The following is a 26,233-nucleotide window of genomic DNA, read 5'->3' as shown; positions in this document are numbered from 1 at the left end:
ATAGAGCCCGAACCGAAGCAGAAAGGGGATCGACATGACCAGCAAGACACCCACACCGATCAGCCGGCGGGCCTTTCTCGGGACCACGGCTCTTGGCGCAACGGCCAGCGTCGCGCTGGGCACCGGATCGGCGCGCCCCGCGCTTGCCCAGGAAACCGGGGACGAGCGCACGCGCGCCCGTTACCAGGCCACAGAACATGTCGAAACTTATTACCGGACCAACCGCTACTATCCTCGGGGGACCAACTGATGCTCGTTAAGCGCAGGAATGGTGACACCGCGTCGACCGGGCGCCTGTCACAGATGGCGGCAGCCGTTTCGGCCCGCCCGCTCGATCGCCGCAGCTTTCTGCGGGCGTCGGGCCTGACCGTCGGGGGGCTGGCCGCACTCGGCACGCTGGGCGCAGGCATGACGCGCCGCGTCGAGGCCGCCGAAGGCTTCACCGACATGTCCCAGCCGATCGAGATCCGGACCAACATCTGCACCCATTGCTCGGTGGGCTGCACGGTGAAGGCCGAGGTCCAGAACGGTGTCTGGGTCGGCCAGGAACCGGCCTACAAAAGCCCGATCAACCGCGGCACCCATTGCGCCAAGGGCGCGTCGGTGCGCGAGCTGGTGCACGGCGACCGCCGGATCAAGTATCCGATGAAAAAGGTCGGTGGCGAATGGCAGCGCATCAGCTGGGACCAGGCCCTGACCGAGATCAGCGAAAAGATGACCGAAATCCGTGGCCGCTCGGGCGCGGATTCGGTCTACCTGCTGGGCTCCGCCAAATTCTCGAACGAAGGCGCCTACCTGTTCCGCAAGTTTGCGGCCTTCTGGGGCACCAACAACGTCGACCACCAGGCCCGCATCTGCCACTCCACCACCGTGGCGGGCGTTGCGAACACCTGGGGCTACGGCGCCATGACCAACAGCTACAATGACATCCGCAACTCCAAGACCATCATCTTCATGGGGTCAAACGCGGCCGAGGCGCATCCCGTTTCGTTGCAGCACATCCTTGAAGGCAAGGAAACGCAGCGCGCCAATGTCATGGTCTTCGACCCGCGGTTTACCCGCACGGCGGCCCATGCGACCGAATATGTCCGCTTCCGTCCCGGCACCGACATCGCGGTGATCTACGGGATGCTCTGGCACATCTTCGAAAACGGCTGGGAAGATCGCGAATACATCGCGAGCCGCGTTTGGGGCATGGACCAGATCCGCGAAGAGACCCGGGCCTATCCGCCCGAAGTGGTCGAGCGGATCACCGGCATCGACGGCGAAACCCTGCGCCGCACCGCCGAGAAATTCGCCAAGGAACGCCCCTCGACCTTCATCTGGTGCATGGGCGGCACGCAGCACACCGTCGGCACCGCCAACGTGCGGATGTACAACAACCTGCTGCTGGCCACCGGCAACGTGGGCGGCGAGGGTAACGGCGCCAACATCTTCCGCGGCCATTGCAACGTGCAGGGCGCAACCGACTTCGGTCTCGATGTGGGCAACCTGCCTTGCTACTACGGCCTCGGCGCGGGCGCATGGAAGCATTGGTCGCGCGTCTGGGAAGTGCCCTACGAATATTTCGTGAGCCGCTTCGACGCCGTTCCGGCCAAGGGTGGGCGTGACGCCCGTACCCCGGAACAGAACATGGAAGTGGCGGGCATCACCTCGACCCGCTGGTTCGACGCGGTGACGATCGACGCCGAAGACATCGACCAGGTGGACAACATCAAGGCGATGCTCGTCTTCGGTCACGGCGGCAACACTGTGCCCCGGATGCAGGACGCACAGCGCGGCATGGACGCGCTTGACCTGCTGGTCGTGGCCGACCCGCACCCGACGACCTTCGCGGCGCTGCATTCGCGGACGGACAACACCTACCTGCTGCCGATCTGCACGCAGTTCGAATGCTCGGGCTCGCGCACGGCGTCGAACCGCTCGGTGCAGTGGGGCGAGAAGGTGGTCGACCCGATCTTCGAATCCGACAACGATTACGCGGTGATCTACGGTCTCGCACAGCGTCTCGGTTTCGCGGATGAGATGTTCAAGAACTACGAGATGGTGCAGGGCAAGTTCGGCATGGAGCCCACGCCGGAATCCGTGCTGCGCGAGATCAACCGGGGTGGCTGGTCGACCGGCTACACCGGCCAGAGCCCCGAGCGGCTCAAGGCGCATATGGCGAACCAGGAACACTTCGACCTGATCACGCTGCGCGCCCTGCCGGACGCACCCGAGGAAATCCGCGGCGATTTCTACGGCCTGCCGTGGCCGTGCTGGGGTACGCCCGAATTGCGGCACCCCGGGACGCATATCCTCTACAACACGAACCTGCCCCCGATGGAGGGCGGCGGTGCCTTCCGTCCGCGCTTCGGTCTGGACCGCGACGGCGAAACGCTCCTTGCCGAAGGCAGCTGGCCGGCGGGTTCGGAGATCGAGGATGGTTATCCCCAGTTCACCTACGGTGTCCTGCAGGAGCTTGGCTGGGATGCGGACCTGACGCCGCAGGAACTGGCCACCATCCGTCGCATCGGCAACAACGACCCCGAAGCCATGGCGGCGGTGTCTTGGTCGCTCGACCTGTCCGGCGGCATCCAGCGCGTCGCGCTGATGCACGGCTGCGTGCCCTTCGGCAACGGCAAGGCCCGCGCGGTGGCGTGGAACCTGCCCGATCCGATCCCGGTTCACCGCGAGCCGATCTATTCGCCGCGCACCGATCTGGTCGCTGAATACCCGACCCGCGAAGATGGCCGCCAGCAGCGTATGCCGAACATCGGTCTGACGCTGCAGACCGCCAACCTCGAGAACCGGGTGGCCGAGCAATTCCCGATCATCCTGACCTCGGGCCGTCTGGTCGAATACGAGGGCGGTGGCGAGGAAACCCGGTCGAACCCGTGGCTTGCGGAATTGCAGCAGGACATGTTCGTCGAGATCAACCCCGCCGACGCATCCTCTCGCGGGATCGTCGATGGCGGTTGGGTCTGGGTGACCGGCCCCGAGGGCGGATCGCGGGCGCGCGTCAAGGCGCTTGTGACCGAACGCGTCGGGCAGGGCGTGGCCTTCATGCCCTTCCACTTCGCCGGTTGGTTCCAGGGCGAAGACCAGCGGGGCAACTACCCCGAGGGGACCGACCCCATCGTCCTTGGCGAATCCGTCAACGTCATCACCACCTACGGCTACGATCCCGTCACCGGGATGCACGAAGGCAAAGTCACCCTTTGCCAAATCGCCGCGGCCTGAAGGAGCATATAGCAAATGGCACGTCTCAAGTTCCTGTGCGACGCCGACCGCTGCATCGAATGCAACGCCTGCGTCACCGCCTGCAAGAACGAGCATGAGGTTCCGTGGGGCATCAACCGGCGCCGCGTGGTCACCATCAACGATGGTCTGCCGGGCGAACGCTCGGTCTCCATGGCCTGCATGCACTGCACCGATGCGCCCTGCGCCTCGGTGTGCCCGGTCGATTGCTTCTACACGACCGACGATGCCGTGGTCCTGCACAACAAGGACACCTGCATCGGCTGTGGCTATTGCTCCTATGCTTGCCCCTTCGGTGCGCCGCAGTATCCGCAGACCGCGAACTTCGGCACCCGCGGCAAGATGGACAAATGCACGTACTGCTCGGGCGGCCCGGAGCCGGACATGAGCGAGGTGGAATACATCAAGTATGGCTCCAACCGCCTGGCGGAAGGAAAGCTGCCGCTTTGCGCGGAAATGTGCTCCACCAAATCGCTTCTGGCCGGAGACGGCGACATCATCGCGGAAATCTACCGCGAGCGTGTCGTGACGCGCGGCTATGGCTCGGGCGCCTGGGGCTGGCGCACGGCCTATGGCGAAACCGTGACGGTCTGAAGGGAAAGAAGATGGCACATCAAATCCACCGTCTGGTCGTTGCGTTGGGGCTTGCCCTGACGCTGGGCCTGTTCGCACCTCAGGCCATGGCGCAGGTCAACCCGACCGCTGAATCCGTGACCGAGGAAGCCTTGTTCGACGCGCTGGGCTCGGGCGGCAATGTCACGGGCCGCATCAGCATTCCCGATGCACATGCGGGCCAGTTGATCGCACCGGAAAACCGCGTCTGGGCCGCGATGCAGGGCGATACGCTCCACACGATCTCGATCTGGGCCGTGATCGGCATGATCGCCCTTCTGACGCTGTTCTACCTCGTCAGGGGCAAGATCCGGATCGACGGCGGGATGTCGGGGCGCAAGATCCTGCGCTTCAACGCGATCGAGCGTTTCGCGCATTGGACGCTTGCCTCGACCTTCATCATCCTCGCGCTGTCGGGGCTCAACATCATCATCGGCCGCACCGTGCTGCTGCCCATGATCGGCGAGGGCGCCTTCGGCACGCTCAGCGCTTGGGGCAAGATCGCGCACAACTTCCTGGCCTGGCCGTTCATGGTCGCACTGGTCATGATCGTGGTTCTTTGGGTGATCCACAACATCCCCAACAAGGTCGATCTGGAATGGATGAAGCAGGGCGGCGGCCTTCTGAAGAAGGGTGTTCACCCCCCGGCCAAGAAGTTCAACGCCGGGCAGAAGATCATCTTCTGGTCGGTGGTCCTTGGTGGTGCGGCGCTGTCCTTTACCGGCGTGATGCTGCTGTTCCCCAACGAGGTCGCGACCTTTGCCGATTGGCAGTTCTACCAGACGATCCACGCCCTGACGGCCGCCGCGCTGTCTGCCATCATCATCGCGCACATCTACATCGGCTCCGTCGGGATGGAGGGCGCGTTCGATGCCATGGGTTCGGGCGAGGTCGATGAGAACTGGGCGAAAGAGCATCACTCGCTCTGGGTCGAAGAAGTGAAGGGCGAAACCGGATCGAAGGCGCGCCCGCACCCGGCCGAGTGATAGCGCCCTGACGAAACCGCTGTTCGGCCCCGTGCGAAGGACGCATGGGGCCGAATGCGCCTCAAACCCGATGGACGGAACCCGTGTCGGACACGAACGACAACCAGGTGATCGAGGCGCTGCAGGGCCTGACGCTGCCCGATGGCACCCCGCTTGCCGCCTCGGACCGTCTGTCCGGTGCCATGGTGGACGGCCATCGCGTCAACCTTTCGATCCGCACCAGTCCCGCCGAGGCCGCGTCGCTTGCTGCGCTGCGCGATGAGGCAGAGGCCCGATTGCGCCGCCTGCCCGGCGTGACCAGCGCCTTCGTCGTTCTGACCAGCGAAACACAGGCTGCGAGACCCGCGCCCCCGTCCCTGACCACATCGAAGGCCGAAAAGCCCGATCCACTGGCCGCCGTCGGCCATGTCATCGCGGTCGCTTCCGGCAAGGGCGGCGTCGGCAAATCCACCACCACGGTGAACCTCGCGCTCGCCCTAAGGGCGCAGGGCTTGTCTGTCGGCATCCTTGACGCCGATATTTACGGCCCGTCGCTTCCCACACTGCTGGGCCTGCATGGCAAACCGCAGGCCGCGGGTCGCAAACTCAAGCCGATGCAGGCCTATGGCCTCAAGGCGATGTCGATGGGCCTGCTCGTCGAGGCCGAGGCCGCGATGGTCTGGCGCGGACCCATGGTCATGTCGGCCATCACGCAGATGATGGCGGATGTGGATTGGGGGCCCCTTGATATCCTTCTGGTCGACATGCCGCCCGGAACCGGCGACGCGCAACTGGCGCTGGCACAGGGCACCCGCCTGTCCGGGGCCGTGATCGTCTCGACCCCGCAGGACCTGTCGTTGATCGACGCACGGCGGGGCATCTCGATGTTCCGCAAGGTGGATGTGCCGATCCTCGGCATCGTCGAGAACATGGCCCATTTCATCTGCCCCGATTGCGGCGGCTCCCATGCCATCTTTGGCCAAGGCGGCGCCGAGGCCGAGGCGGCGCGGCTTTCCGTGCCCTTCCTCGGGGCCATCCCCCTGACCATGGACCTGCGCGCCGCATCAGACGCGGGCCAGCCCATCACCGCCCGCGACCCCGATGGTCCGCTGGGCCGACTTTATCAACAGATCGCCCGTGCCGTCCTGGCCGGGCTGGAACCCGGAAAGCGGGCGGCACAGCCGATCCGCACCTGACAGGAGACCACATAATGAAAGCGTTCCTTGCCTCCGTGATCTTTGCCGTCGCTATCGCAGCCGGCGCATCCTTTGTTCTGAATGACAGCTACCAGACCCCGGCGTCCTCGGCCTTCGCCACCGAAGGTGCCCGCGTCGGCGATCCCGGCTCGAACTTGCTCACCAACTGATCCCCGAGGCCGCACCCAAGGTGTTGCGCCTTTTCTGTGTCCTGATGCTTGCGCTGGCCAGCCCGGCCATGGCGCAATCCCCCTTCGGCCATGCCGGACCGGTCAGTGCGTTGGCGGCTGATGGCGACCGGCTCGCCTCGGGCGGCTTCGACGGACGGGCGATCCTGTGGGCGCCAGACCTGTCACGCGCCCGCCATGTCGTGCGGTTCCACGACGGCAATGTCACGGCCGTGGCGCTTATGTCGGGCGGACGATACCTGACTGGCGGCCAGGATGGGCGCGTCGCGCTCTGGGATGCGGCGGTCGAAGGCAGCGCACCGGTCTTTGCCACGGCCCACGGTGTCTCGCCGCTTGCCGCCTTGGCGGTGTCGCCGGATGAAACCCTGATCGCGGCGGGGTTCTGGGATGGACGCCTTGTCGTGATGGATACTGCGGGACGGACCCTGCAAAGCGTGCAGGCCCATGACGGTCGGTTGTCGGGGCTCGCCTTTCTCGGCAATGGCGATCTGGTCACCGTCGGTGGCGATCTGCGCTTCACCCGCTGGGATGCCGATCTGTCGCCGCAGGCCAGTACCGGGTTGCCCGATCTGCCCAATGGGCTTGCCCGTGTCGGGGACAGGATCGCCGTGATCTTTGCCGAAGGTGCGCTGCGCCTGTTCTCCGCCGATGGACTCGTCCTGCCCGAACGCTTCCTGAGCGAGCGCCCGCTTGTGGCGGTTGCCGCAACGGCGGGGACGGTCGCCGCCGCCGCGGTCGATGGAGCGGTGTGGCTTCTGGCGGATGACACTCTCCAGGTGCGCGCGGAAATTCCGGGTGAAGGCGGGCCGGTCTGGGCCTTGGCACTGGCAGGGGACACTTTGTTTGCCGGTGGCGCATCGGGCGCGATCCGCCGCCACGACACAAGCACCGGCGCGCGCCTTGGCGGGGCGCAGGCCACGGCCCTTGCCGACCATGATGACGGCAGCCGCGGCGCCGCTGTCTATCGCGCCTGTGCCATTTGCCACTCGCTGGAACCCGGCGACCATTCCCGCGCGGGCCCAAGCCTCCATGGCATTTTCGACCGGCCCATCGCCTCGGTCGCGGGATATGCCTTTTCTCCCGCTCTGCGAGAGCTCGACATCATCTGGACACCGCAAACCGTGGCGGAATTGTTCGAGGTTGGCCCGGACATCTACACCCCGGGATCACGCATGCCCGATCAACGGGTGGCCGACCCCGCCGACCGGCAGGCCCTGGTCGAATTTCTCGACCGCGCCAGCCGGTGATCGGGGCTGGCCCCGACCCATCGCTGCGATATACCTGATCCGTCCCGAACCGCCGGAGCATCCATGCTGCCCAACCTGCCCCTTTTGCCCGATCCCTCGGCTGCTCGCCTGACGCGCGCGGTGCGTGGCCATGACCACACCGGTGCCGAGGTGGAACTGCCCGTTGTCGAGGAAAGGCCGCTGACCATCTACCTCAACAGTCAGGAAATCGTCACGGCGATGACCATCGGGGATTACCCGGAATACCTCGCGCTGGGATTCTTGCGCAATCAAGGCATGTTGCGCGACGACGATACGGTGACCGGCATAGACTACGACGAGGATATCGAGACGGTCGTTGTGCGAACCGATCGCCAGACCAGCTACGAGGACAAGCTGAAGAAAAAAACCCGCACCTCGGGTTGTGCGGTCGGCACCGTCTTCGGCGACATGATGGAGGGGCTGGAGGGTGTGACGCTCCCCTCCGCTTCCCTGCGCACCAGCTGGCTTTATGCCCTGTCGCGTCAGATCAACACGCTGCCGTCGCTTTACCTCAGCGCGGGCGCGATCCATGGCACGGTTCTGTGTCAGGAGGACAAGGTGCTTGTCTACATGGAGGATGTCGGCCGTCATAACGCCGTCGACAAGATCGCGGGTTTCATGCGCCACCATGATGTGCCCGCCGCCGACAAGATCCTTTACACCACGGGCCGTCTGACATCGGAAATGGTGATCAAGACCGCGATGATGGGGATTCCCATCCTTGCCTCGCGGTCGGGATTTACCGCTTGGGGCGTGGAAATCGCCCAGCAACTGGGCCTGACGCTGATTGGCCGGATGCGCGGGCAGCGCTTCGTCTGCCTGTCCGGCGAAAGCCGCCTGATCCGTGATGCAGATCTCGCATCCATCCCCGAAGAAGACCGCCGCCACCGCCGCAAGAGTGCGGAGGATGACGCATGACCAGACCGCTTGGCGTCATTCTGGCCGGTGGGCGTGCAACGCGCATGGGCGGCGGCGACAAGGGGCTGCGCATGGTGGGCGGCAGACGCCTGATCGATCACGTCATCGACCGGCTCGGCCCGCAATGCGCCGCGATGGCGATCAATGCCAACGGCGATCCCGCGCGGCTGGAGGAGTTCGGCCTGCCGATCCTGCCCGACACTCTGCCTGACCATCCGGGCCCACTGGCCGGTGTGCTGGCGGGCCTTGATTGGGCAGCGGCGCAGGGTGCCGATGCCATCGTGACCGCCGCCGCCGACACGCCCTTTTTCCCCGGGGATCTGGTGGCGCGGCTGATGGAACATGCAGGTCCATCCGGACTGTGTCTGGCCGCCAGCCCCGACGACACGGGACGAGTGCAGCGCCAGCCGACCTTCGGCCTTTGGCCCGTTGCCCTGCGCCACGACCTGCGCACGGCCCTGAGCGGAGGTTTGCGAAAGATCGTGATCTGGACCGACGGCCATGCCGCCGGGCAGGCTGTGTTCGATGCCGCACCCTTCGATCCGTTCTTCAACGTCAACACGCCCGAGGATATCGCCACGGCCGAGGCGCTGATGGGGGCGGCATGAGGGTTTACGGCGTCACCGGGTGGAAAAACACCGGCAAGACCACGCTGACCGAACGGCTGGTAGCCGAGTTGGTGGGGCAGGGTTTGCGCATCTCGACGGTCAAGCATGCCCACCACGCGACCGAGATCGACCATCCGGGCCGCGACAGCCACCGCCACCGGATGGCCGGTGCGGCACAGGTGATCGTCGCTTCGCCCGTCCGCTGGGCCCTGATGACAGAATTGCGCGGCGCAGAAGAGCCGCCACTGGCCGATCTTCTCGCCCATCTCGACCCCTGCGACCTCGTCTTGATCGAGGGTTACAAATCCGCCCCCCATCCCAAGATCGAAACCTGGCGGAAGGCGACTGGCCGCGATCTGCTCGCGCCACAGAACGCCACGATCCGGGCTATCGCCAGCGACGGGCCGCTGAAAACGGCTTTACCCTGCTTCGATCTGAACGATGTCGCGGGCATCGCGGCCTTCATCCGTGCCGAGGTGGGATTATGACCGATGGCTTGATCCCCCCGCGTCTGCGCAATGATTGCTTTGCCATGCCGCAAGGCGTCGAATGGGTGCCGGTCGACGAGGCGCTGGCGCTTTTGCGGACGCGGCTTCATGCCGTGACCGGGACCGAGGACCTGACCACCGCTGCGGCCCACGGTCGGATCCTTGCAGCACCCGCGACGGCGCGCAGGTCCAACCCGCCGCGCCCCAATTCCGCTGTCGATGGCTACGGCTTTGCCCATGCCGCGACCAGTGAGGGCGTGCAGCGCCTCCCGCTTGTGCCGGGGCGTGCGGCGGCGGGTCAGCCTTTCGCCGATACCGTCCCGCCCGGTCGCGCCATTCGCATCCTGACCGGCGCGATCCTGCCGGATGGCGTGGATACCGTGGTGCTGGAGGAGGATTGCGCCACCGATGGTCAGGCCGTCGCCTTCGACGGGCCGGTCAAGCGCGGCATCAACACGCGGCAAGCCGGTGAGGATGTGCCCGAAGGCGCGATGATCCTGCCTGCAGGCCACCTGCTGACGCCCGCCGATCTGGCGCTCCTCTCGGCGGTGGGTGTGGCGCATGTCGCGGTGCATCGACGGTTGCGCGTGGCGGTCCTGTCGACGGGCGACGAATTGCTGCCCGACCCCGCCGCGCCCGCCCAGCCCCACCAGATCTTCGACGCCAACCGCCCGATGCTGCTGGCGCTGCTGGCGGAGTGGGGGTTCGAAACGATCGATCTGGGCCACGCGCCCGACGATGCGGTCGAAATCGCGGCGCGTCTGGATCGGGGCGCGCACGATGCCGATGCCATCCTGACCTCGGGTGGGGCCTCGGCTGGCGATGAGGATCATGTCTCTCGGCTCCTGCGCGACCGCGGGACGCTGTCGAGCTGGCGGATCGCGGTCAAGCCGGGCCGCCCGCTGGCCTTGGCGCTCTGGGATGGTGTGCCTGTGTTCGGCCTGCCGGGAAACCCGGTTGCCGCCATGACCTGCGCGCTGGTCTTTGCCCGTCCTGCACTGTCGCTCTTGTCGGGGGCAGGCTGGTCCGCACCGCAGGGCTTCACCGTGCCCGCCGCCTTTTCCAAGCGAAAGAAGGCTGGGCGACGCGAATATCTGCGCGCGCGCCTGACCGACACCGGCGCGGCCGAGGTTTTTGCCTCCGAAGGGTCGGGGCGGATTTCGGGTTTGAGCTGGGCTACGGGTCTGGTGGAATTGCCGGACGGGGCCTGCACCGTCGCGCCCGGAGATCCGGTGCGCTATCTGCCTTACGCGTCCTTCGGGATCAGGCCCGCCGGATGAGATAGGCCTGCGCGCCGTCGCCCGCATCCTCGACACCCAGAAGCTCGTGACCGCTTTCGGCGCAGAAATGCGGCACATCCACCACCGCCGCTGGATCGCTGGCCAAAAGCCGCAGAACCTGCCCGGGCTGCATCGCCCTCAGCCGTTTGCGCGCCTTGAGAACCGGCAGCGGACATAGCAGGCCCAAAGTGTCCAGAGTCTCATCCTCAGCCATTTGTGTCTGCTCCCCCGCGATTGCCCCGTCGCCCGAGGCGCGCCCGGTGACCGTCCCGCCATTTAGCGTGGGTGTCGCCACACCCGCAAGCCAAGCCAATCACGCGGGCCCGCCACCGACGCTGGACAAGCTGAGATCTTCTGCGGGCCACGCACGGTATACAGAGAAGATGCAAGGAATTTAGAAGAGAAGAATGGTGCCGCTGAAGGGACTCGAACCCCCGACCCCATCATTACGAATGACGTGCTCTACCAGCTGAGCTACAGCGGCATTCTTCTCGTACGGACAGGGGAAAATCTGATCCCGATCCGTCATGCGCTTGGCATGTGGCGGGCTATTAGCAAGCCCGCCGGGGGTTTCCTAGCCCCTAATTTTCGGCTTTGGCCGCTTCGGTGTCGGAGGGGACGACTTCGGCCTCTTCCGCCTCCGTCGCGGTCGCGCTCCGCCGATCCTCCAGCGATCCCACGATCAGCGGCAGCATCTGCGCCGGACCCATGAGGGCAGCGTCGCTTTGCGCCACTTCCTGCCAGCTCAGCCGGTCGAAACTGCCGCAATGCGAACAGACCGGACGCCATTCCGCATGGATATGACCACAGGCGTCGCAGACCCATTGCATGCCGCGCGGAGCGGTGACCGCCTTGGCAAGCCAGGCGCGCACGACGCGGTCCTCGGCCCCTGCGCCGCGTTCGATCGCCGCCATGATGGTCAGCGACCTTGCCGTCGGATTGGTTTGCGGGAGATCGCCAAGGGCACGACGGGCGGCCGGGAAATCCTCGGCCGCGATCTGCAACTCGGCCTCCAAGAGCCGCGCCTCGGGCGTGCCGGCATGTTTCGCGATCAGGGGCTTGAACCGCTTCAACCGTTCTGCCGGGGTTTCATCGGGCGCGATCTCGGCAAAGGCTGCCGCGATATCGGGGTGGGGGTTCATGTCCCAGGCGGATTTCAGGATCTTGGTCGCATGCTTGGTCTTGCCATCGGCGATGGCAAGACGGCCCGCCATCACGGCGGCGGGAACAAGGCCCGGCGCCATGGCCTGTGCCGCCTCGGCGTCGCGGACGGCATCCGCGATCTTGCCCTCGGCCATCGCGTCGCGGGCATGGGCCAGTGCCAGAACCGCATCGCGCCGCTTGTGCACGTCGCGGGGAAGGTTGCCGGATTTCAGCGCTGCGGCCAGGGTCGCACGCGCGCCGGCCCAATCCTCGTGCCGCGCCTGAAGCTGCAGCAGCGTGGTCTGCACCTCTTCGTTCTTGGGGCGGATCGCGAGCGCCTTCTCGGCCAGTTTCATGGCCGTTTCCGTATCGCCCGAGGCCAGTTTCTGCTTCATCAATCCGCGCACACCGACAAAGCGCGTGCGATCATCGGCGACCAAAGCCTTGAAGGTTTCGGTGGCGAGGGCCGCATCGCCCACCATCTCGGCGCCTTGTGCGACCACAAGTTTTGTCAACTCGGGCCGCCCGAGGTATTTCTCGGCCCGTTCCGCCTTGCGGATGGCCAAACGGCCTTCGCCAGCGGCAAGCGCCATCATCCCATCGGCCAAAGCCTCGTATCCCTTGCGCTCGGCGCGGCGGTTGAAATAGCGGCTGATCGCTGTCTCGTCGCCGTTCAGGAACCGCAAGGTGGCGACCAGAAGGCCGACGGCTTTGAACAAGAGCCAAACCGCCAGCAACAGCACCAGCGCGCCCAGAACCGCCAGAAGCGGGGTCAGGACGAATTCGCGCCCCACCACGGTCAGGGTGGCCAGTTCCCCCATTTCCATAAGCAGCCCCACCCCCCAGGTGAGACCGGCGACCAGCGCGATGAAGATCACGACTTTGAGCAAGGACCAAAGCATCATGGTGTCCCTTCAGTTACCGCTGGACGCAAGCGCGTCGGACAGGATGGCCAAACCGTCGACCGCCGTGGCGCGCGCCTGCACGCCTGCCGCCCACGGGGCCAGTTCGGCCTGCGCGCCTTCGGGTAGCGCGGCAAGTTCGGTCAGCACGGTGTCCAGTTCGCCCGCCTCGATCGCGGCCCCGATCCGGCTAAGCACGGCATCCGGATCGTCGCCTTCGCGCGGCGCGACCGACCGTCCGCCGATCTGGCCCATGACGAAAGCCCCAAGCCGGTCGCCCATGCTGTCGCCCGCCGCCTCCTGCAAGGCGCGGGGCAGCGCGGCACGGGCAAGCGCGGGGAAATCGGCCTGCAGCGCGCCCAAGGTCGGCACACCGGACGCGGCCAGATCGCCAAGACCGGGTGGAACCTCGGTCACCTCGCCAAGTGCAGCCAGCGCGTCGGCAAAGGGTGCGCCTGTCTCGAGCGCGACTTGCAACTGAACCAGCGCCGCATCGGCTTCGGCCCGCGCCAGCGCGGCTGCGGCTTGCGCCTCGGCCTCTGCGACCGCGGCGGCAGCCTGCGCTTCCGCTTCGGCGGCGGCTGTTGCGGCGGCTTCTGCGGCGGCCTGAAGCGTCGCGGCCTGTTCCTCGGCGGCGGCACGTTGCGCCTCAAGCTCGGCCTCCAACGCGGTCGCAGCCTCAAGCGCCGCGGCGCTGTCGGCGGTGATGTCGCCGCTGAATACTGGCCGATCCTCCAGCACGGCGACCCTGTCGGCCAGACTGCCCAGAGTTGCCGTCGCGCTTTCGATCTGACCGGCCAGCGCGCCGATCTGGTCTGTGACCGGCGTCAGGTCGATTTCGGATGCTGCCGCCCCTGAGGCGGGGGTAGCGGCCAACTCGGCCACCTGTGCCTGAAGCGCTGCGAGCGTTTCGGCCTGCGTTGCCAGCGCCTCGGCTATGGCGGTCGTCTGCGATGTGTCGGAGGCCGGGCCGGTGGTCGGCAAAAGGCCCATGTAGGCCGCGCCGTACCCGATGCCCGCCGCTACCACGCCGCCAAGGACGAGGGGCACAAGCCCGCCGCGCTGGGGTGCGGGTTGCGGGGCGGGTGCGCGGGGCGGTGGCGGCGTGACGCTCGCGGCATCCTCGGTCATCAGCGTGACGGTCTCGTCGCCGCCGGTCGAGGGGGCCACAATCTCGGCCTCTTCCACGCCATCGCCGGAGCCGGCCACGCTGTCGTCGCCGGCGGACCCGGCCGTATCGCTGGCGGTCTCGTCGGATGCGGAAACGGTCTGAGCGGTATCCGCTGTGATGGGGGTATCCGATGCGACGATGCTGTCCGCGTCTGCTGCCGTCACGCTGTCGGCGGGGGAAAGCGACGAATCGCCAGCATCGGTCGATCCGGGGTTGAGCGTTTCATCCATCGCCGAGGACGTGTCCGACGTTTTGCGCCGATTGCTTGTGCTGCCTGCACTTTTCGAGCTTCCACGTGCCACCACAATCGTCCTTCAGCTGTAAGTTTCGAAACTGTCCAGAACACCTTACGCCGATGCCCAAGGAAGCCTAGACCAGCGTGCCCCGCCCCTCAAGCAGAGGCTAGGAAGAAATCAGCGAAGACAAGGCGCGGATCATCGCAGGCGCGTCTGGCGTGTCGGCGACCGTCGCGCGCTGGGCCAGCGCGTCGGGCAGGGCGTCCCGGGTGGCGATACTGATCACGACGGGCTGGATCCGATCCGCGGCCTGACCCGCAGCTTCGACGAACAGCCGTGCACTGCGGGGCGAAAACAGCGGCACGAGGATAGGCCCGTCATGCGCCAGCGCGGCCGCCATCGCATCGCCGGGCGGAACGCTGACCTGATCGTAGATCGCCAGTCCCTCGGCCCGCAGGCCGTGCTGCGCAAGCCGGTCGGCCACATCGACACTGACATGCGCGCCATGCAGGTGCAAAAGCCGCCCCTCGGGCCGCGCCTCGGCCATCAGCGCGATCAGCGCTTCGGCATCGCCCCCGGCGGAGGTCGCCTTGAGCCCGATGTCGCGGGCGGCTTCTGCTGTGCGATCGCCGACGCACCACGCGTTCAGGCTGCGGTCATCGGTCAGGCCGGCAAAGGTCTCGACCCCGGCGGCCGAGGTGAAGATCAACGCCGCCACCCCGTCGAGATCGAGGCTGTCGACAAGCGGTGCCATGTCCATCAGCGGCAGGATCGTGACCGCCACCGGTCCGACATCGGCGCGCAACGCCTCGACAAAACGTTCCGACGCCGCGCGCGGGCGGGTCAGGATCACGAGGGGCGCGGCATTGTCAGACATGAGCCCGAGTGTTACCTGCCAAAGCGCAAGCCTGCAACGAGGCCCCGATGCCCCTCCCCCTCACGATCCTCGGCCTGGAATCGAGCTGCGACGACACGGGCGCGGCCGTGCTGCGCCGCGACGGGGATAGGGCCGTGATCCTCTCGAATGTCGTGGCCAGCCAGACCGATCTGCACGCGGCCTTTGGCGGCGTGGTGCCCGAGATCGCGGCGCGCGCCCATGCTGAAAAGCTTGATATCATGGTGGAACAGGCGCTGGCCGAGGCTGGCGTGACGCTTCCCGAAATCGACGCCGTTGCGGTGACGGCGGGTCCCGGCCTGATCGGTGGGGTCCTGTCGGGCGTGATGGCGGCCAAGGGGCTGGCCATGGGTCTGGGCAAGCCGCTGCTGGGGGTGAACCATCTGGCCGGTCACGCGCTGACACCGGTTCTGACCGATGGGATGCGGTTTCCCTACCTGATGCTGCTGGTCTCGGGCGGGCATTGCCAATTCTTGCGCGTCGATGGCCCGCAAGAATTCCGGCGGCTTGGCGGCACCATCGACGACGCACCGGGCGAGGCCTTCGACAAGGTCGCGCGGCTTTTGGGCCTGCCGCAGCCTGGTGGCCCCGAGGTCGAACGCGCGGCCAAATCGGGCGATCCCGCCCGGTTCGACCTGCCGCGCCCGCTGATGGACCGCCCCGGCTGCGACCTGAGCTTTTCCGGCCTGAAAACCGCCGTTCTGCGCGCCCGCGACGATCTGGTCGCGGCACAGGGCGGGTTGAGCGAACAGGATCGCGCCGATCTTTGCGCCGGGTTTCAGGCGGCTGTCGCCGATGTGCTGGCCGGGAAATCCGCCCGCGCGCTGGAGGGGCAAGGGGCGCTGACGGGCTTTGCCGTGGCGGGGGGCGTCGCCGCCAATGCCACGTTTCGCGCGCGGCTAGATGCTGTCGCGGCGGCGGCGGGCCTGCCCTTTGTCGCGCCGCCCTTGGCGCTGTGCACCGACAATGCGGCGATGATCGCTTTTGCCGGGCTCTTGCTGCACGAGGTGGGGCAGCGTGATGATCTGACCCTCTCGGCCCGACCGCGCTGGCCGTTGGACACGGCCGCCGCACCACTGATCGGCTCGGGGAAAAAGGGGGCCAAGGCGTGAACGCCCGGCTCGACATCCTGGGTGCGGGGGCTTTTGGCACGGCTTTGGCGATTGCCTATGCGCGGGCGGGCCATGACGTGACCCTTTGGGCGCGCGACGGTGCGGAGGAGATGCGCCGGACGCGCGAAAACGCCCGCCGACTGCCCGGTCACCGCCTGCCTGATGGTCTACGTGTGACCGATGATCTATCTGATCTGAAAGGGGATTATGCGCTTTTGGCCCTGCCCACGCAAACCCTTGGCGGGTTTCTGGCGGCCAGCGATTTGCGCGCGGGTGTGCTGGTCTCTTGCGCCAAGGGGATCGACCGGACTACCGGTCTGGGCCCATCCGCGCTGATCGCGCGGCACTCCGGCGCGACCGTGGCGCAACTGACCGGTCCCAGTTTCGCGGTCGATATTGCGGCGGGTTTGCCCACCGCGCTGACCTTGGCCTGTGCCGATGATGCGGTTGGCCGTGGCTTGCAGGAACGCCTGTCCCTGCCTGCTTTGCGGCTTTACCGAACGACGGATGTGATCGGCGCGGAGCTGGGCGGGGCGCTCAAGAACGTGGTCGCCATCGCGGCCGGGGCGGTGATCGGGGCGGGATTGGGCGACAGCGCGCGGGCGGCTCTGATGGCGCGCGGGCTGGCGGAAATGACGCGGATCGCCGTGGCCGCCGGGGGGCAAGAGGCGACGCTGTCGGGCCTGTCGGGGCTGGGCGATCTGATCCTGACCTGCGGGTCCGAGAAATCGCGCAATTTCCGCTATGGCATGGCTCTGGCGCAGGGTGTCGCACTCGACCCGGAGCTGACGGTCGAGGGGCTGCACACCGCCCGCCAGATCGCGGCGCGTCCGGGGGCGGAGACGCCCATCGCGCAGGCCGTCGCCGCCCTTGCCGATGGTCGGGCGAGCGTTGCGGAAATCGCCGACAGGCTTTTGAACAGGCCCCTGAAATCGGAGTGAAACCCATGCGTTACTGGCTTTTCAAATCGGAACCCGATGCCTGGTCGTGGGATCAGCAGGTGGCCAAAGGCGACACGGGCGAGGAATGGTCGGGCGTGCGGAACTACCAGGCGCGCAACTTCATGCGCGAGATGGAGCCGGGTGACCGGGGGTTCTTCTACCACAGCCAGACCGACAAGGCGGTGGTCGGCATCGTCGAGGTCATCGCGCCCGCCCATCCCGACAGCACCAGCGATAATCCGCGCTGGGACTGCGTGGATGTGAAGGCGGTAGAAGCGATGCCGCGCCCGGTAACGCTGGAGGAGATCAAGGCAAGGGACGATCTGGCCGAGATGGTTCTGGTCCGGAATTCGCGGTTGTCGGTTCAACCCGTGACCCCCGAGGAATGGGCGATCATCTGCGAGATGGGTGGGCTGTAGGCCATCCCTGCATTTGGTAGGGAAGATTACCGAAGCGTGAATTTTTCGGGCCGATCCCTGACAAAGGGTGAACCTTACCCGAAGCCCGCAAGGATCCGTCAAGATTTGTGAAAAACGGAGGGTCCCGACCCCTCGGGACCCTCCACCACCCACACGCTCACTCGCTCCGCGTGTTGATATGTCGGGCCCGTCCGTCCTGGTCAGGCGCAAGATCGGGATACAGGGCCAGCCTTGCCTGCGCAAAGGAATTGCCGGCCGCATTCGAGACGCATTCGCCGAAAATGCAAACGACCCGCCGGGGCGGGCCGTTGCCATTGAAACGCGGCGCGTCCGGCGTCAGCCGTAGACGGCTTCTTTTCCGAAATGCTTGGTCAGCATGTAGTAGATCACGGCGCGATACTTGTTGCGCTCCGATTTGCCATAGGTCTCGATCACCGAGGCGATGGCGGCATCCAGGTCGGGGCTGTCCTTCAGGCCCAGCTTCTTGACCAGAAAGTTCTTCTTCACCGTTTCCAACTCGCCCGGCTGGCTGCCCGCGACGGTCGAGGCGTCGGCGTCATAGATCGCGGGGCCGCAGCCGATGGTCACCTTGGCCAAAAGGTCCATGTCCGGCGTCATTCCGCATTTGTTTTTCAGATCGTCCGCGTATTTGGCGATCAGTTCGTCCCTTTTGCCCATAAGCGCAGTCACTCCCGTAATCACAAGACACGGCTTGCCCCCACATGGCCAAGCCCGGTGCGACGTTAACGCGACCCTGCGCCCTGTCCAAAAGGAAAACTGCACATCGGTCGATTGCGATGGCCTGAAACGCGAAGGGGCCGCCCGAACGGACGGCCCCCAACCATTCCGGAAACCGGATCAGTAGCGGTAATGCTCGGGCTTGAACGGACCTTCGGGGGCCACGCCGATGTAATCGGCCTGGTCTTTGCTCAGCGGGGTCAGTTTCACGCCGATCTTGGCCAGATGCAGGCGCGCGACCTTTTCATCCAGAACCTTGGGCAGGACATAGACCTTGTTTTCATAGGCCTCGCCACGGGTCCAAAGCTCGATCTGCGCCAGAACCTGGTTGGTGAAGCTGGCCGACATCACGAAGGACGGATGGCCCGTGGCGTTGCCGAGGTTCAACAGACGTCCCTCGGACAGGAGGATGATGCGGTTGCCCGAGGGCATCTCGATCATGTCCACTTGGTCCTTGATGTTCGTCCACTTGTGGTTCTTGAGCGCCGCCACCTGGATCTCGTTGTCGAAGTGGCCGATGTTGCCGACGATGGCCATGTCCTTCATCTCGCGCATGTGCTCGATGCGGATCACGTCCTTGTTGCCGGTGGTGGTGATGAAGATGTCGGCGCTGTCGATCACGTCCTCGAGCAGCACGACCTCGTAGCCGTCCATCGCCGCCTGAAGCGCGCAGATCGGATCGGCCTCGGTCACCTTCACGCGGGCGCCCGCGCCGCGCAGGGATGCGGCCGAGCCCTTGCCCACGTCGCCATAGCCGCAGACGACGGCGACCTTGCCTGCCATCATCGTGTCTGTGGCGCGGCGGATGCCGTCGACCAGCGATTCCTTGCAGCCGTACTTGTTGTCGAATTTCGACTTGGTGACTGAATCATTCACGTTGATCGCGGGGAAGGGCAGGCCGCCGTTCTTCTGCAATTCATAAAGACGGTGAACGCCGGTGGTGGTTTCCTCGGACACGCCCTTGATCTGGTTCTTCATCTTGGTGAACCAGCCGGGGCTTGCCGCCATCCGCTTCTTGATCTGGGCCTTGATGACCTCTTCTTCCTCGGATTGCGGAACGGGGATGATCTCCTCGCCCGCTTCGGCGCGTGCGCCCAGAAGGATGTAGAGCGTCGCATCCCCGCCATCGTCGAGGATCATGTTCGGGCCTTCGGGGAACATGAAGGATTTGTCGAGGTAATCCCAATGCTCTTCCAGCGTCTGGCCCTTGATGGCGAAGACCGGGATGCCGGCCTTGGCGATCGCGGCTGCGGCATGGTCTTGCGTCGAGAAGATGTTGCACGAGGCCCAGCGGACATCGGCGCCCAGATGCGCCAGCGTCTCGATCAGGACCGCGGTCTGGATCGTCATGTGGAGCGAGCCGACGATCCGCGCGCCCTTGAGCGGCTTTTTCTCGCCGTATTCCTCGCGCAGCGCCATCAGGCCCGGCATTTCGGTTTCGGCGATGTCCAGTTCCTTGCGGCCGTAATCGGCCAATGCGATATCCTTGACGATGTAATCGGTCACGTCGACTGTCCTTCGATGATCGGAATTCCGTTGCGGCGCACTTAGCACCAAGGGTGGGGTGCGGCAATGGCAGGTGGTCCGGCCGCGGCGATGCGTGCCGATCCGCCAACATGTGACAAGCTCATCGCCAGTCTTTGCCGTCTTTGCTTTCCAAATACTCCGGGGGTTTGGGGGCTGGCCCCCAATCCGGCAGATGCTATCAAGCGCCAACGCCGGAGGTCGCCATGCCCAAACCGCCCCCCCGCGCCTGGCAGAGGATGCTGTCGGGCCGCCGTCTCGACCTGCTCGACCCGACGCCCGTCGATATCGAGATCGAGGATATCGCCCATGGTCTTGCCTTTGTCGCGCGCTGGAACGGGCAGACGCGGGGCGATTTCGCCTATTCGGTGGCCGAACATTCGCTGCTGGTGGAACAGATCTGCGGCCGGCTTGCGCCCGGTTGGGGGGCGAAATGGCAATTGGCGGCCTTGCTGCATGATGCGCCGGAATACGTGATCGGCGACATGATCAGCCCGGTGAAGGCGGCGGTGGGCCCCGGCTACGGGGCGCTCGATGAACGGCTGACCGCGGCGATCCACCTGCGCTTCGGCTTGCCTGCCGTGCTGCCCAAGCCGGTCAAGACCCTGATCAAGCAGGCGGATCGGGTTTCGGCATGGTTGGAGGCGGTGCAGTTGGCCGGGTTTTCGGAGGCCGAAGCCGACCGGTTCTTTGGCCGTCCGGATGCGGCGCTGACGGCGGGCCTGCAGCTGGTGTTGCGCCCGCCGGTCGCGGTGCGCGACGCCTATACCGCGCGCCATGCGGACTTGATGGCGGCGCTATGAGGGTCACGGTCCGGCCCGCCCATGACCTCGATGCCCGCGACATGGCGGCGATCCTGTCGGAGGTGATCGCCATCGGTGGCACAACGGCGATCACGGGCCGCATCACGCCCGAAGATATCCGCGACTGGATGCGGCGGGCGCCCGGGTCCTCGGCCTGGCATGTGGCTGAAACCGAGCGGGGCGAGATCGTGGGGTTCCAGTGGATCGCGCCGGGGGCGGAATACCTGCCGCCCGAGGCGGCGGAAATCGCGACTTTCGCCAAGCCGGGGCGGCAGGGATTGGGGATCGGGTCCAAGCTGTTCGAGGCCACGGCCCGCGCCGCCCGCGCGCTGGGCTACGGGTGGATCAACGCCAACATCCGTGCCGACAATGGCGGCGGGTTGATCTATTACCAATCCCGCGGGTTCGAGGATTATGGCCGGATCACCGGTTACCGGATGGCCGACGGGCAGGTCGTGGACAAGATCCTGAAACGCTACGACCTGCGTTGAAGCTCAGCGGAAGAAACAGGTGGTTCCGGCCCAGAGCAGGCGGATCGCGGCGTCGCCTTCGGTCAGGATGCCGCTGATGTTGCTGCGCGAGAATTCGGTGCCGAGCGTGGTGATCTGGAACGAGGTCTGCGGCATCTCGATCCGGGGTTGCCCGGCGCGGAACCCGCCCGCCACGGCCAGATCGGGGTCGGCGTTGACCCAGCCGACAAAGGCATTGTCCTGGAAGTTCAGGGTCAGGCCGTCTTCCCATGTGGCGGATGTCACCGGGCCCGCGCCGCAGTCCGCATTCAGCGTCACCGCCTCGGGCCCATCGCCCAGGAGACGGGTGACGGTGTCGATCACACCGGGCTGCGCGCGGCCGAAATCGATCCGGAGCTGGCTGACGGTTGGCTGGATGCCCTGCGCGTCCAGCGTCAGGACCGGCGGGGCCGGTTCGCGGGACGTGGTGACGCAGGCGCCAAGCGCAAGCGTGGTGGCAAGGATCATCAGGGCACGCAGGTGCATCGTTCGGTCTCCGGGCAGGCGGGGCGCGACTCGGGGTCGGGCGCGTTCGGCGCTCTCTTAGCGCGGGCTGCGCTTGGCGAGAATACGTTGCAGCGTTCGGCGGTGCATGTTGAGCCGCCGCGCCGTTTCGCTGACGTTGCGGTCGCACAGCTCGTAGACGCGCTGGATGTGTTCCCAGCGCACGCGGTCCGCCGACATCGGGTTTTCGGGCGGCGGCGGCATCTCTTCATCGTCGGCCAGAAGGGCCGAGGTGATGTCGTTGGCATCCGCCGGTTTCGACAGGTAGTCGGTCGCGCCGATCTTGACCGCCGCCACGGCGGTGGCGATGGCGCCATAGCCCGTCAGGACGACGATCCGGCAATCGGGACGCTTGGCGCGCAGGGTTTCCACGACGTCGAGGCCGTTGCCATCCTCAAGCCGCAGGTCGACCACGGCGAAAGCGGGCGGGCGGGCGGTGGCGATGGCCTTGCCGGCGGCGACGGAAAGCGCCGCCTCCACCTCGAAGCCACGCTTTTCCATGGCGCGTTCCAGACGGCGCAGGAACGGTTCGTCATCGTCGACGAGCAGCAGGGATTTGTCGGGTCCGATATCCCTTTGGGTGCGCTCCTGCGACATGCGGCGTCTCCTTCCGGTCGTTCAGCGGTTGAACCTTCTTACAGGCAATCGTCTTGACCGGTCAATTTAGCGCGCGCAAGTGATCGTGACAGTCTCAACCGCTTGCATCCACGAAACATTCCGTGCGCGTGGCCATCTCTTGCGGGGTGGCTTCGCGGTTGAAGAACTCGACGAAGCCATGTCCGGGCAGCACGAGATAGGTGAAGGCCGAGTGATCCACGAGGTAATAGGGGTCATCGCCTTCGCGGTTCAGGCGGTAGAAGACGCGATAGGCGCGCGCCGCCGCGTCGGTCTGTTCCGGTGTCCCGGTCAGGCCCAACATGCGGGGATGCACGTTGTCGGTGAAGGCGGCCATGACCTCGGGCGTGTCGCGGTCGGGATCGACCGAGATCATCGCGGGCAGGACGTCATAGCCATCGGCTTCGAGGATATCGACGGCCTCGGCGTTGCGCACGGCGTCGAGCGGGCAGACATCGGGGCAGAAGGTATAGCCGAAATAAAGCAGCGTCGGCTGCGTGATGACATCGGCGTCGGTCACGGTCTCGCCGGTTTCGGTGACGAGCGTGAAGGGCCCGCCGATCGCGCCCGCGCCGCCCGCCACGACGCTGGCGCGGCATTGGCCGAAAGGATCGGTCGAGGCGGTCTGGCGCACCTGGCCGAGATAGACGGCGACGGCGGCCCCGATCACGAGCACCCCGATCAGCGCGGCCGAGGCAAGAGCATAGGTGCGGGTCATGGCATGTCCTCGCGGATTGTCGGTTTGGCGGGTTTTCGGCACCGTGCGGTGCGCGCCGGCCCTGTCGGTCAGAGTTGATTACCTATGCCGCGCGCCCTATCAATTCACGATGCCGCGCCTGTGACAGAAAGCCCTCCCCCATGGTGAATGCTACGCCCGATCCGGCGCTGGACCTGGTCAGCCAGGATGCCCGCAGTGATTGGGTGCGGCTGCGCACGCTTCTGGTGCTGCGTTGGCTCGCGATCCTTGGGCAGACGGTGACGGTGGTGATCGCCTCCCTGCATCTGGGGCTGAGGATCGAGCTGGGGTTGTGTTTCCTCGCCATCGGGGCCTCGGTCATCTCGAACCTGATCGCGATGACGATCTTTCCCGAGAACCAGCGCCTGTCGGATCGCGATGCGATGCTGACGCTTTTGTTCGACCTGTCGCAGCTGAGTTTCCTGTTGTTCCTGACGGGCGGGTTGAACAACCCGTTCGCGCTCTTGATCCTTGCGCCGGTCACGATCTCGGCCACGGCGCTGACGGTGCGATCGACGACGATCCTGGGGCTTTTGGCGATCGTGATGATCTCGCTTCTGGGGATGTTCCATGTGCCCTTGGCCACCGAAAGCGGCGAGATCTTGCGCCTGCCGGATCTGTTCATCCTGGGCTTCTGGATTTCCATCGTGATCGGGATTGTCTTTCTGTCGGCCTATGCGCGGCGGATCACCTCGGAAACCCATTCGATGAGCCAAGCCTTGCTGGCGACGCAGATGGCGCTGGCCCGCGAGCAGAAGCTGACCGATCTGGGGGGCGTGGTGGCGGCGGCGGCGCATGAGTTGGGGACGCCGCTGGCCACGATCAAGCTGGTGTCGACGGAACTGGCCGAGGAGTTGGAGGGCCAGCCCGACCTGGCCGAGGATGCGCGCCTGATCCGCGATCAAGCCGACCGCTGCCGCGATATCCTGCGGTCCATGGGCCGGGCCGGAAAGGACGATCTGCACATGCGCTCCGCGCCGCTGGGCGCGGTGGTGCGCGAAGCGGCCGAGCCCCATGCCGGGCGGGGCATCGCCATCCTGTACGATTTCCTTGCCGATCCCGGCGCGCCCGAGGGGCAGCCCATCATCCGTCGCAAGCCAGAGGTTATTCACGGCTTGCGCAACCTTGTGCAGAACGCGGTCGATTTCGCCGCGACCCAGATCTGGGTCGATGCCAGCTGGGGCGGTGGCGAGATCCGGCTGAGGATCACCGATGACGGGCCGGGCTATCCGCAGGATTTGCTGGGCCGTCTGGGCGATCCGTTCCTGAGCCGCCGCGCCCGCGCCCAAAGCCCCGCACGCCCCGGTTACGAGGGGATGGGTCTGGGCCTGTTCATCGCCAAGACCCTTTTGGAGCGGTCAGGCGCGCGGGTCATGTTCCTTAACGCCTCCGACCCGTTCCTGTCGGCCGAAGACAAGGCCGAGCGCAGCGGTGCCATCGTGGAAGTCGTCTGGCCACAGGCGGCGATCGGCGTGCCGCTGACCGAGGCGACCGGACCCTTGGGGGAAAACCGCCCCTTCGCTCCGTGACCAGCCGGGGCCCGTCGCGCATCGGACCGCCGGGTCGGCCCAACGGGTTTTGCGGATTTCGATTTGCCGCCCAAGGCTTAACGCCCTGTTAATCCTTTGGGAGCAAAGCTTTCCCGGTAGATGTTCCGGTGGGGTGGCCATATGCAGGCCGATCTTTTCGACATGGCTCTTTTCGGGGGGATCAGCCTGCTCAGCGCGCTGTTTGCGCTGATCCTTTTGGGGACGATGTCGGGGCGGGGCGTGATGCGGACCTATCCCGGGCGCGCGCCGATGCTGGTCGATGCCTTGCGCCGCTACGAATTCCACGAGGGATACCTTGTGTCGGGGGTCGATCCCAACGATGCCTTCCTGCCGCCCGACGCGGACCGCAGCGCGGCCTTTCGCGATCTGTCGCGGGCCTTGGGCGGGTTGCATCCCGATTTGCCCGGGCGGCTTGCCGCGCTGGCGCGAGGTGGCGAGGCCTTTGTGCTGACGGGGCGGTTCGGGGGCGATGCGCTGTCGGTTGCGGGTTGTGCCGTCGAGGGCCGGATCGTGGTGACGGTCGGGCCGCCGGACGCGGGAGCCGGGCGCGAGGTCGTCGATGTGCCTGTGCTCAAGGCGATGCAGTCCGAGACCGAGGATTTGCGCCGCGCGCTGGACCTTGGCGGGGCCGCGATCTGGACCGAGGATGGGGCGGGGCGCGTGATCTGGGCCAATGCGGGTTACTTGTCGTTGGTCGATCTTGTGTCGGGGCGGGCGGCGTCGACGGGGATCTGGCCGGTGCCTGCGCTGTTCGGGGGGCTGTTGGAGCCTTTGCCCGAACCGGGAAGCCCGCGCCGGTGCAGTCTGACCCCGACGCGGGAGGCGGGTGAAACCGAGGCTGCGCCGCTCTGGTTCGAGGTGGCGGCGGTGCCGCAGGGCGAGGGGGCCGTGTTTTGCGCGACGCCCATCGACCGGCTGGTGGCCGCCGAAACCGCGCTGCGCAATTTCGTGCAGACCCTGTCCAAGACCTTTGCCCATCTGCCCATCGGGCTGGCCATTTTCGACCGGCAACGTGAATTGGTGTTGTTCAATCCCGCGCTGGTCACGCTGTCGACGCTGCCGCCCGCCTTTCTGTCGGGGCGGCCTCGGCTGGTGGCCTTTCTGGACGCGTTGCGGGACCGCCAGCGGATGCCGGAGCCCAAGGATTACCGCGGCTGGCGCGATGCCATCGCCCGGTTGGAGGAGCGGGCCGAGCAGGGCACCTACGAGGATGTCTGGGCCCTGCCCTGCGGTCAAAGCCTGCGGGTGATTGGCCGCCCGCATCCCGATGGTGCGGTGGCCTTCATGTTCGAGGACATCACCGCGGAGGTGACGCTGACCCGGCAGTTCCGCGGCGATCTGGACCTGCACAAGGCGGTGATCGACGCCCTGCCCGAAGCCACGGCGGTGTTTTCGGGGGAGGGGCGGCGGATGCTGGTCAATCAGGGCTATCACCTGCTCTGGCCCGAGGCGGAGGTGGCGGAGGGGCCGACCGCGACTTTGGCCGATGCGGTGCGGCACTGGCAGGCCGACTGCCTGCCGTCCGACTGCTGGGAGCAGATCCATGATGTGGCTGCACGCAGGGCCGGATGCAGGGATGTGACGGCCGTTCTGGCGCGCCGCGACGGCAGTCGGTTGGCGCTGCGCGCCGGGCCGCTGGCGGGCGGTGCCTTGGCCGTGCGGTTCGAGGCGG

At 66.3% G+C, this 26,233-nt stretch carries 27 protein-coding genes and 1 tRNA gene; 18 read left to right on the top strand and 10 right to left on the bottom strand.

What is annotated here, in order from left to right:
• The first annotated feature begins 34 nt into the window (after positions 1 to 34).
• From QQK63_RS05160 to QQK63_RS05110, 11 genes are all read left to right on the top strand, one after another.
• Positions 35 to 250 (top strand): hypothetical protein, encoded by a 216-nt coding sequence (locus QQK63_RS05160; RefSeq protein ID WP_277825158.1) that lies wholly within the window; start codon positions 35 to 37, stop codon positions 248 to 250.
• On the top strand, positions 250 to 3,222 hold the full coding sequence (locus QQK63_RS05155) for a formate dehydrogenase subunit alpha (RefSeq protein WP_277825155.1): 2,973 nt from the start codon (positions 250 to 252) through the stop codon (positions 3,220 to 3,222). The genes QQK63_RS05160 and QQK63_RS05155 overlap by 1 nt, the downstream gene beginning before the upstream one ends.
• A 15-nt stretch (positions 3,223 to 3,237) precedes the next feature.
• The gene (gene fdh3B, locus QQK63_RS05150; RefSeq protein WP_168622861.1) at positions 3,238 to 3,834 is read left to right on the top strand and encodes a formate dehydrogenase FDH3 subunit beta; all 597 of its coding nucleotides are present in this window, start codon (positions 3,238 to 3,240) and stop codon (positions 3,832 to 3,834) included.
• Between the two features lie 11 nt (positions 3,835 to 3,845).
• Entirely contained in the window at positions 3,846 to 4,838 is a 993-nt protein-coding gene (locus QQK63_RS05145; RefSeq protein ID WP_277825153.1) for a formate dehydrogenase subunit gamma, read from the top strand.
• Positions 4,839 to 4,921: 83 nt separating this feature from the next.
• Complete coding sequence (locus QQK63_RS05140) at positions 4,922 to 6,013, top strand: Mrp/NBP35 family ATP-binding protein (protein WP_277825151.1); 1,092 nt, start codon at positions 4,922 to 4,924, stop codon at positions 6,011 to 6,013.
• Positions 6,014 to 6,027: 14 nt separating this feature from the next.
• On the top strand, positions 6,028 to 6,183 hold the full coding sequence (locus QQK63_RS05135; protein ID WP_277825149.1) for a hypothetical protein: 156 nt from the start codon (positions 6,028 to 6,030) through the stop codon (positions 6,181 to 6,183).
• A 20-nt stretch (positions 6,184 to 6,203) separates the two neighbouring features.
• Complete coding sequence (locus QQK63_RS05130; RefSeq protein ID WP_277825147.1) at positions 6,204 to 7,448, top strand: c-type cytochrome; 1,245 nt, start codon at positions 6,204 to 6,206, stop codon at positions 7,446 to 7,448.
• Between the two features lie 63 nt (positions 7,449 to 7,511).
• Complete coding sequence (locus QQK63_RS05125) at positions 7,512 to 8,387, top strand: formate dehydrogenase accessory sulfurtransferase FdhD (RefSeq protein WP_277825146.1); 876 nt, start codon at positions 7,512 to 7,514, stop codon at positions 8,385 to 8,387.
• Positions 8,384 to 8,995 carry a molybdenum cofactor guanylyltransferase MobA gene (gene mobA / locus QQK63_RS05120; protein ID WP_277825144.1) on the top strand — a complete coding sequence of 204 codons (612 nt, stop codon included), beginning with the start codon at positions 8,384 to 8,386 and terminating at the stop codon, positions 8,993 to 8,995. The genes QQK63_RS05125 and mobA overlap by 4 nt, the downstream gene beginning before the upstream one ends.
• Positions 8,992 to 9,483, top strand: coding sequence for a molybdopterin-guanine dinucleotide biosynthesis protein B (gene mobB / locus QQK63_RS05115; protein ID WP_277825142.1), 492 nt, complete (start codon positions 8,992 to 8,994; stop codon positions 9,481 to 9,483). The genes mobA and mobB overlap by 4 nt, the downstream gene beginning before the upstream one ends.
• Complete coding sequence (locus QQK63_RS05110) at positions 9,480 to 10,763, top strand: molybdopterin-binding protein (protein ID WP_277825140.1); 1,284 nt, start codon at positions 9,480 to 9,482, stop codon at positions 10,761 to 10,763. Before mobB ends, QQK63_RS05110 begins: the two co-directional genes overlap by 4 nt.
• Here the strand turns inward: QQK63_RS05110 and QQK63_RS05105 are convergent.
• The 5 genes from QQK63_RS05105 to QQK63_RS05085 all read right to left on the bottom strand — a co-directional run bounded on the left by QQK63_RS05105 (position 10,747) and on the right by QQK63_RS05085 (position 15,092).
• Complete coding sequence (locus QQK63_RS05105) at positions 10,747 to 10,977, bottom strand: sulfurtransferase TusA family protein (RefSeq protein ID WP_277825138.1); 231 nt, start codon at positions 10,975 to 10,977, stop codon at positions 10,747 to 10,749. The two genes, QQK63_RS05110 and QQK63_RS05105, sit on opposite strands and share 17 nt — an antisense overlap.
• 194 nt (positions 10,978 to 11,171) lie before the next feature.
• Positions 11,172 to 11,247 (bottom strand) — tRNA-Thr (locus tag QQK63_RS05100).
• Positions 11,248 to 11,344: 97 nt separating this feature from the next.
• Entirely contained in the window at positions 11,345 to 12,811 is a 1,467-nt protein-coding gene (locus QQK63_RS05095; RefSeq protein ID WP_336618795.1) for a heme biosynthesis protein HemY, read from the bottom strand.
• A 9-nt stretch (positions 12,812 to 12,820) separates the two neighbouring features.
• Entirely contained in the window at positions 12,821 to 14,209 is a 1,389-nt protein-coding gene (locus QQK63_RS05090; protein ID WP_277825136.1) for a COG4223 family protein, read from the bottom strand.
• A gap of 172 nt (positions 14,210 to 14,381) precedes the next feature.
• Entirely contained in the window at positions 14,382 to 15,092 is a 711-nt protein-coding gene (locus QQK63_RS05085; protein ID WP_277825134.1) for a uroporphyrinogen-III synthase, read from the bottom strand.
• 47 nt (positions 15,093 to 15,139) lie between these two features.
• Here QQK63_RS05085 and tsaD point away from each other — a divergent pair, with 47 nt between their 5' ends.
• From tsaD to QQK63_RS05070, 3 genes are read left to right on the top strand one after another with little or no spacing between them, the layout of a single operon-like run.
• On the top strand, positions 15,140 to 16,222 hold the full coding sequence (gene tsaD, locus QQK63_RS05080) for a tRNA (adenosine(37)-N6)-threonylcarbamoyltransferase complex transferase subunit TsaD (RefSeq protein WP_277825132.1): 1,083 nt from the start codon (positions 15,140 to 15,142) through the stop codon (positions 16,220 to 16,222).
• Positions 16,219 to 17,163, top strand: coding sequence for an NAD(P)H-dependent glycerol-3-phosphate dehydrogenase (locus tag QQK63_RS05075; RefSeq protein ID WP_277825109.1), 945 nt, complete (start codon positions 16,219 to 16,221; stop codon positions 17,161 to 17,163). Before tsaD ends, QQK63_RS05075 begins: the two co-directional genes overlap by 4 nt.
• A 5-nt stretch (positions 17,164 to 17,168) precedes the next feature.
• Positions 17,169 to 17,582 carry an EVE domain-containing protein gene (locus QQK63_RS05070; protein ID WP_277825107.1) on the top strand — a complete coding sequence of 138 codons (414 nt, stop codon included), beginning with the start codon at positions 17,169 to 17,171 and terminating at the stop codon, positions 17,580 to 17,582.
• Between the two features lie 336 nt (positions 17,583 to 17,918).
• Here QQK63_RS05070 and QQK63_RS05065 read toward each other — a convergent pair whose 3' ends face one another.
• Entirely contained in the window at positions 17,919 to 18,260 is a 342-nt protein-coding gene (locus QQK63_RS05065) for a DUF2853 family protein (protein WP_277825105.1), read from the bottom strand.
• A 180-nt stretch (positions 18,261 to 18,440) separates the two neighbouring features.
• Positions 18,441 to 19,826 (bottom strand): adenosylhomocysteinase, encoded by a 1,386-nt coding sequence (gene ahcY / locus QQK63_RS05060; protein ID WP_277825100.1) that lies wholly within the window; start codon positions 19,824 to 19,826, stop codon positions 18,441 to 18,443.
• A 224-nt stretch (positions 19,827 to 20,050) separates the two neighbouring features.
• Here ahcY and QQK63_RS05055 point away from each other — a divergent pair, with 224 nt between their 5' ends.
• Both QQK63_RS05055 and QQK63_RS05050 read left to right on the top strand, forming a co-directional pair.
• Positions 20,051 to 20,647 carry an HD family hydrolase gene (locus QQK63_RS05055; RefSeq protein ID WP_277825098.1) on the top strand — a complete coding sequence of 199 codons (597 nt, stop codon included), beginning with the start codon at positions 20,051 to 20,053 and terminating at the stop codon, positions 20,645 to 20,647.
• Positions 20,644 to 21,138, top strand: a complete 495-nt coding sequence (locus QQK63_RS05050; protein WP_277825096.1) for a GNAT family N-acetyltransferase — start codon at positions 20,644 to 20,646, stop codon at positions 21,136 to 21,138. The genes QQK63_RS05055 and QQK63_RS05050 overlap by 4 nt, the downstream gene beginning before the upstream one ends.
• Before the next feature lie 3 nt (positions 21,139 to 21,141).
• Here QQK63_RS05050 and QQK63_RS05045 read toward each other — a convergent pair whose 3' ends face one another.
• The 3 genes from QQK63_RS05045 to QQK63_RS05035 form a co-directional block, all read right to left on the bottom strand.
• On the bottom strand, positions 21,142 to 21,642 hold the full coding sequence (locus QQK63_RS05045) for a hypothetical protein (protein WP_277825091.1): 501 nt from the start codon (positions 21,640 to 21,642) through the stop codon (positions 21,142 to 21,144).
• Between the two features lie 57 nt (positions 21,643 to 21,699).
• Positions 21,700 to 22,257 (bottom strand): ActR/PrrA/RegA family redox response regulator transcription factor, encoded by a 558-nt coding sequence (locus QQK63_RS05040; protein WP_277825089.1) that lies wholly within the window; start codon positions 22,255 to 22,257, stop codon positions 21,700 to 21,702.
• A gap of 94 nt (positions 22,258 to 22,351) precedes the next feature.
• Positions 22,352 to 22,993 (bottom strand): SCO family protein, encoded by a 642-nt coding sequence (locus QQK63_RS05035; protein WP_277825087.1) that lies wholly within the window; start codon positions 22,991 to 22,993, stop codon positions 22,352 to 22,354.
• Between the two features lie 140 nt (positions 22,994 to 23,133).
• Between QQK63_RS05035 and regB the strand changes: the two genes are divergently transcribed.
• Positions 23,134 to 24,540 (top strand): sensor histidine kinase RegB, encoded by a 1,407-nt coding sequence (gene regB / locus QQK63_RS05030; protein ID WP_277825085.1) that lies wholly within the window; start codon positions 23,134 to 23,136, stop codon positions 24,538 to 24,540.
• Positions 24,541 to 24,660: 120 nt separating this feature from the next.
• A partial coding sequence (locus tag QQK63_RS05025; RefSeq protein ID WP_284283178.1) for a PAS-domain containing protein occupies positions 24,661 to 26,233 on the top strand: 1,573 nt, incomplete at its 3' end.

Source organism: Roseicyclus marinus (assembly GCF_030163795.1).
Classification (GTDB): Bacteria; Pseudomonadota; Alphaproteobacteria; order Rhodobacterales; family Rhodobacteraceae; genus Roseicyclus; species Roseicyclus marinus.
The sequence above is the reverse complement of the archived record's forward strand: the minus strand, read 5'-3'. Positions and strand labels throughout refer to the sequence as shown.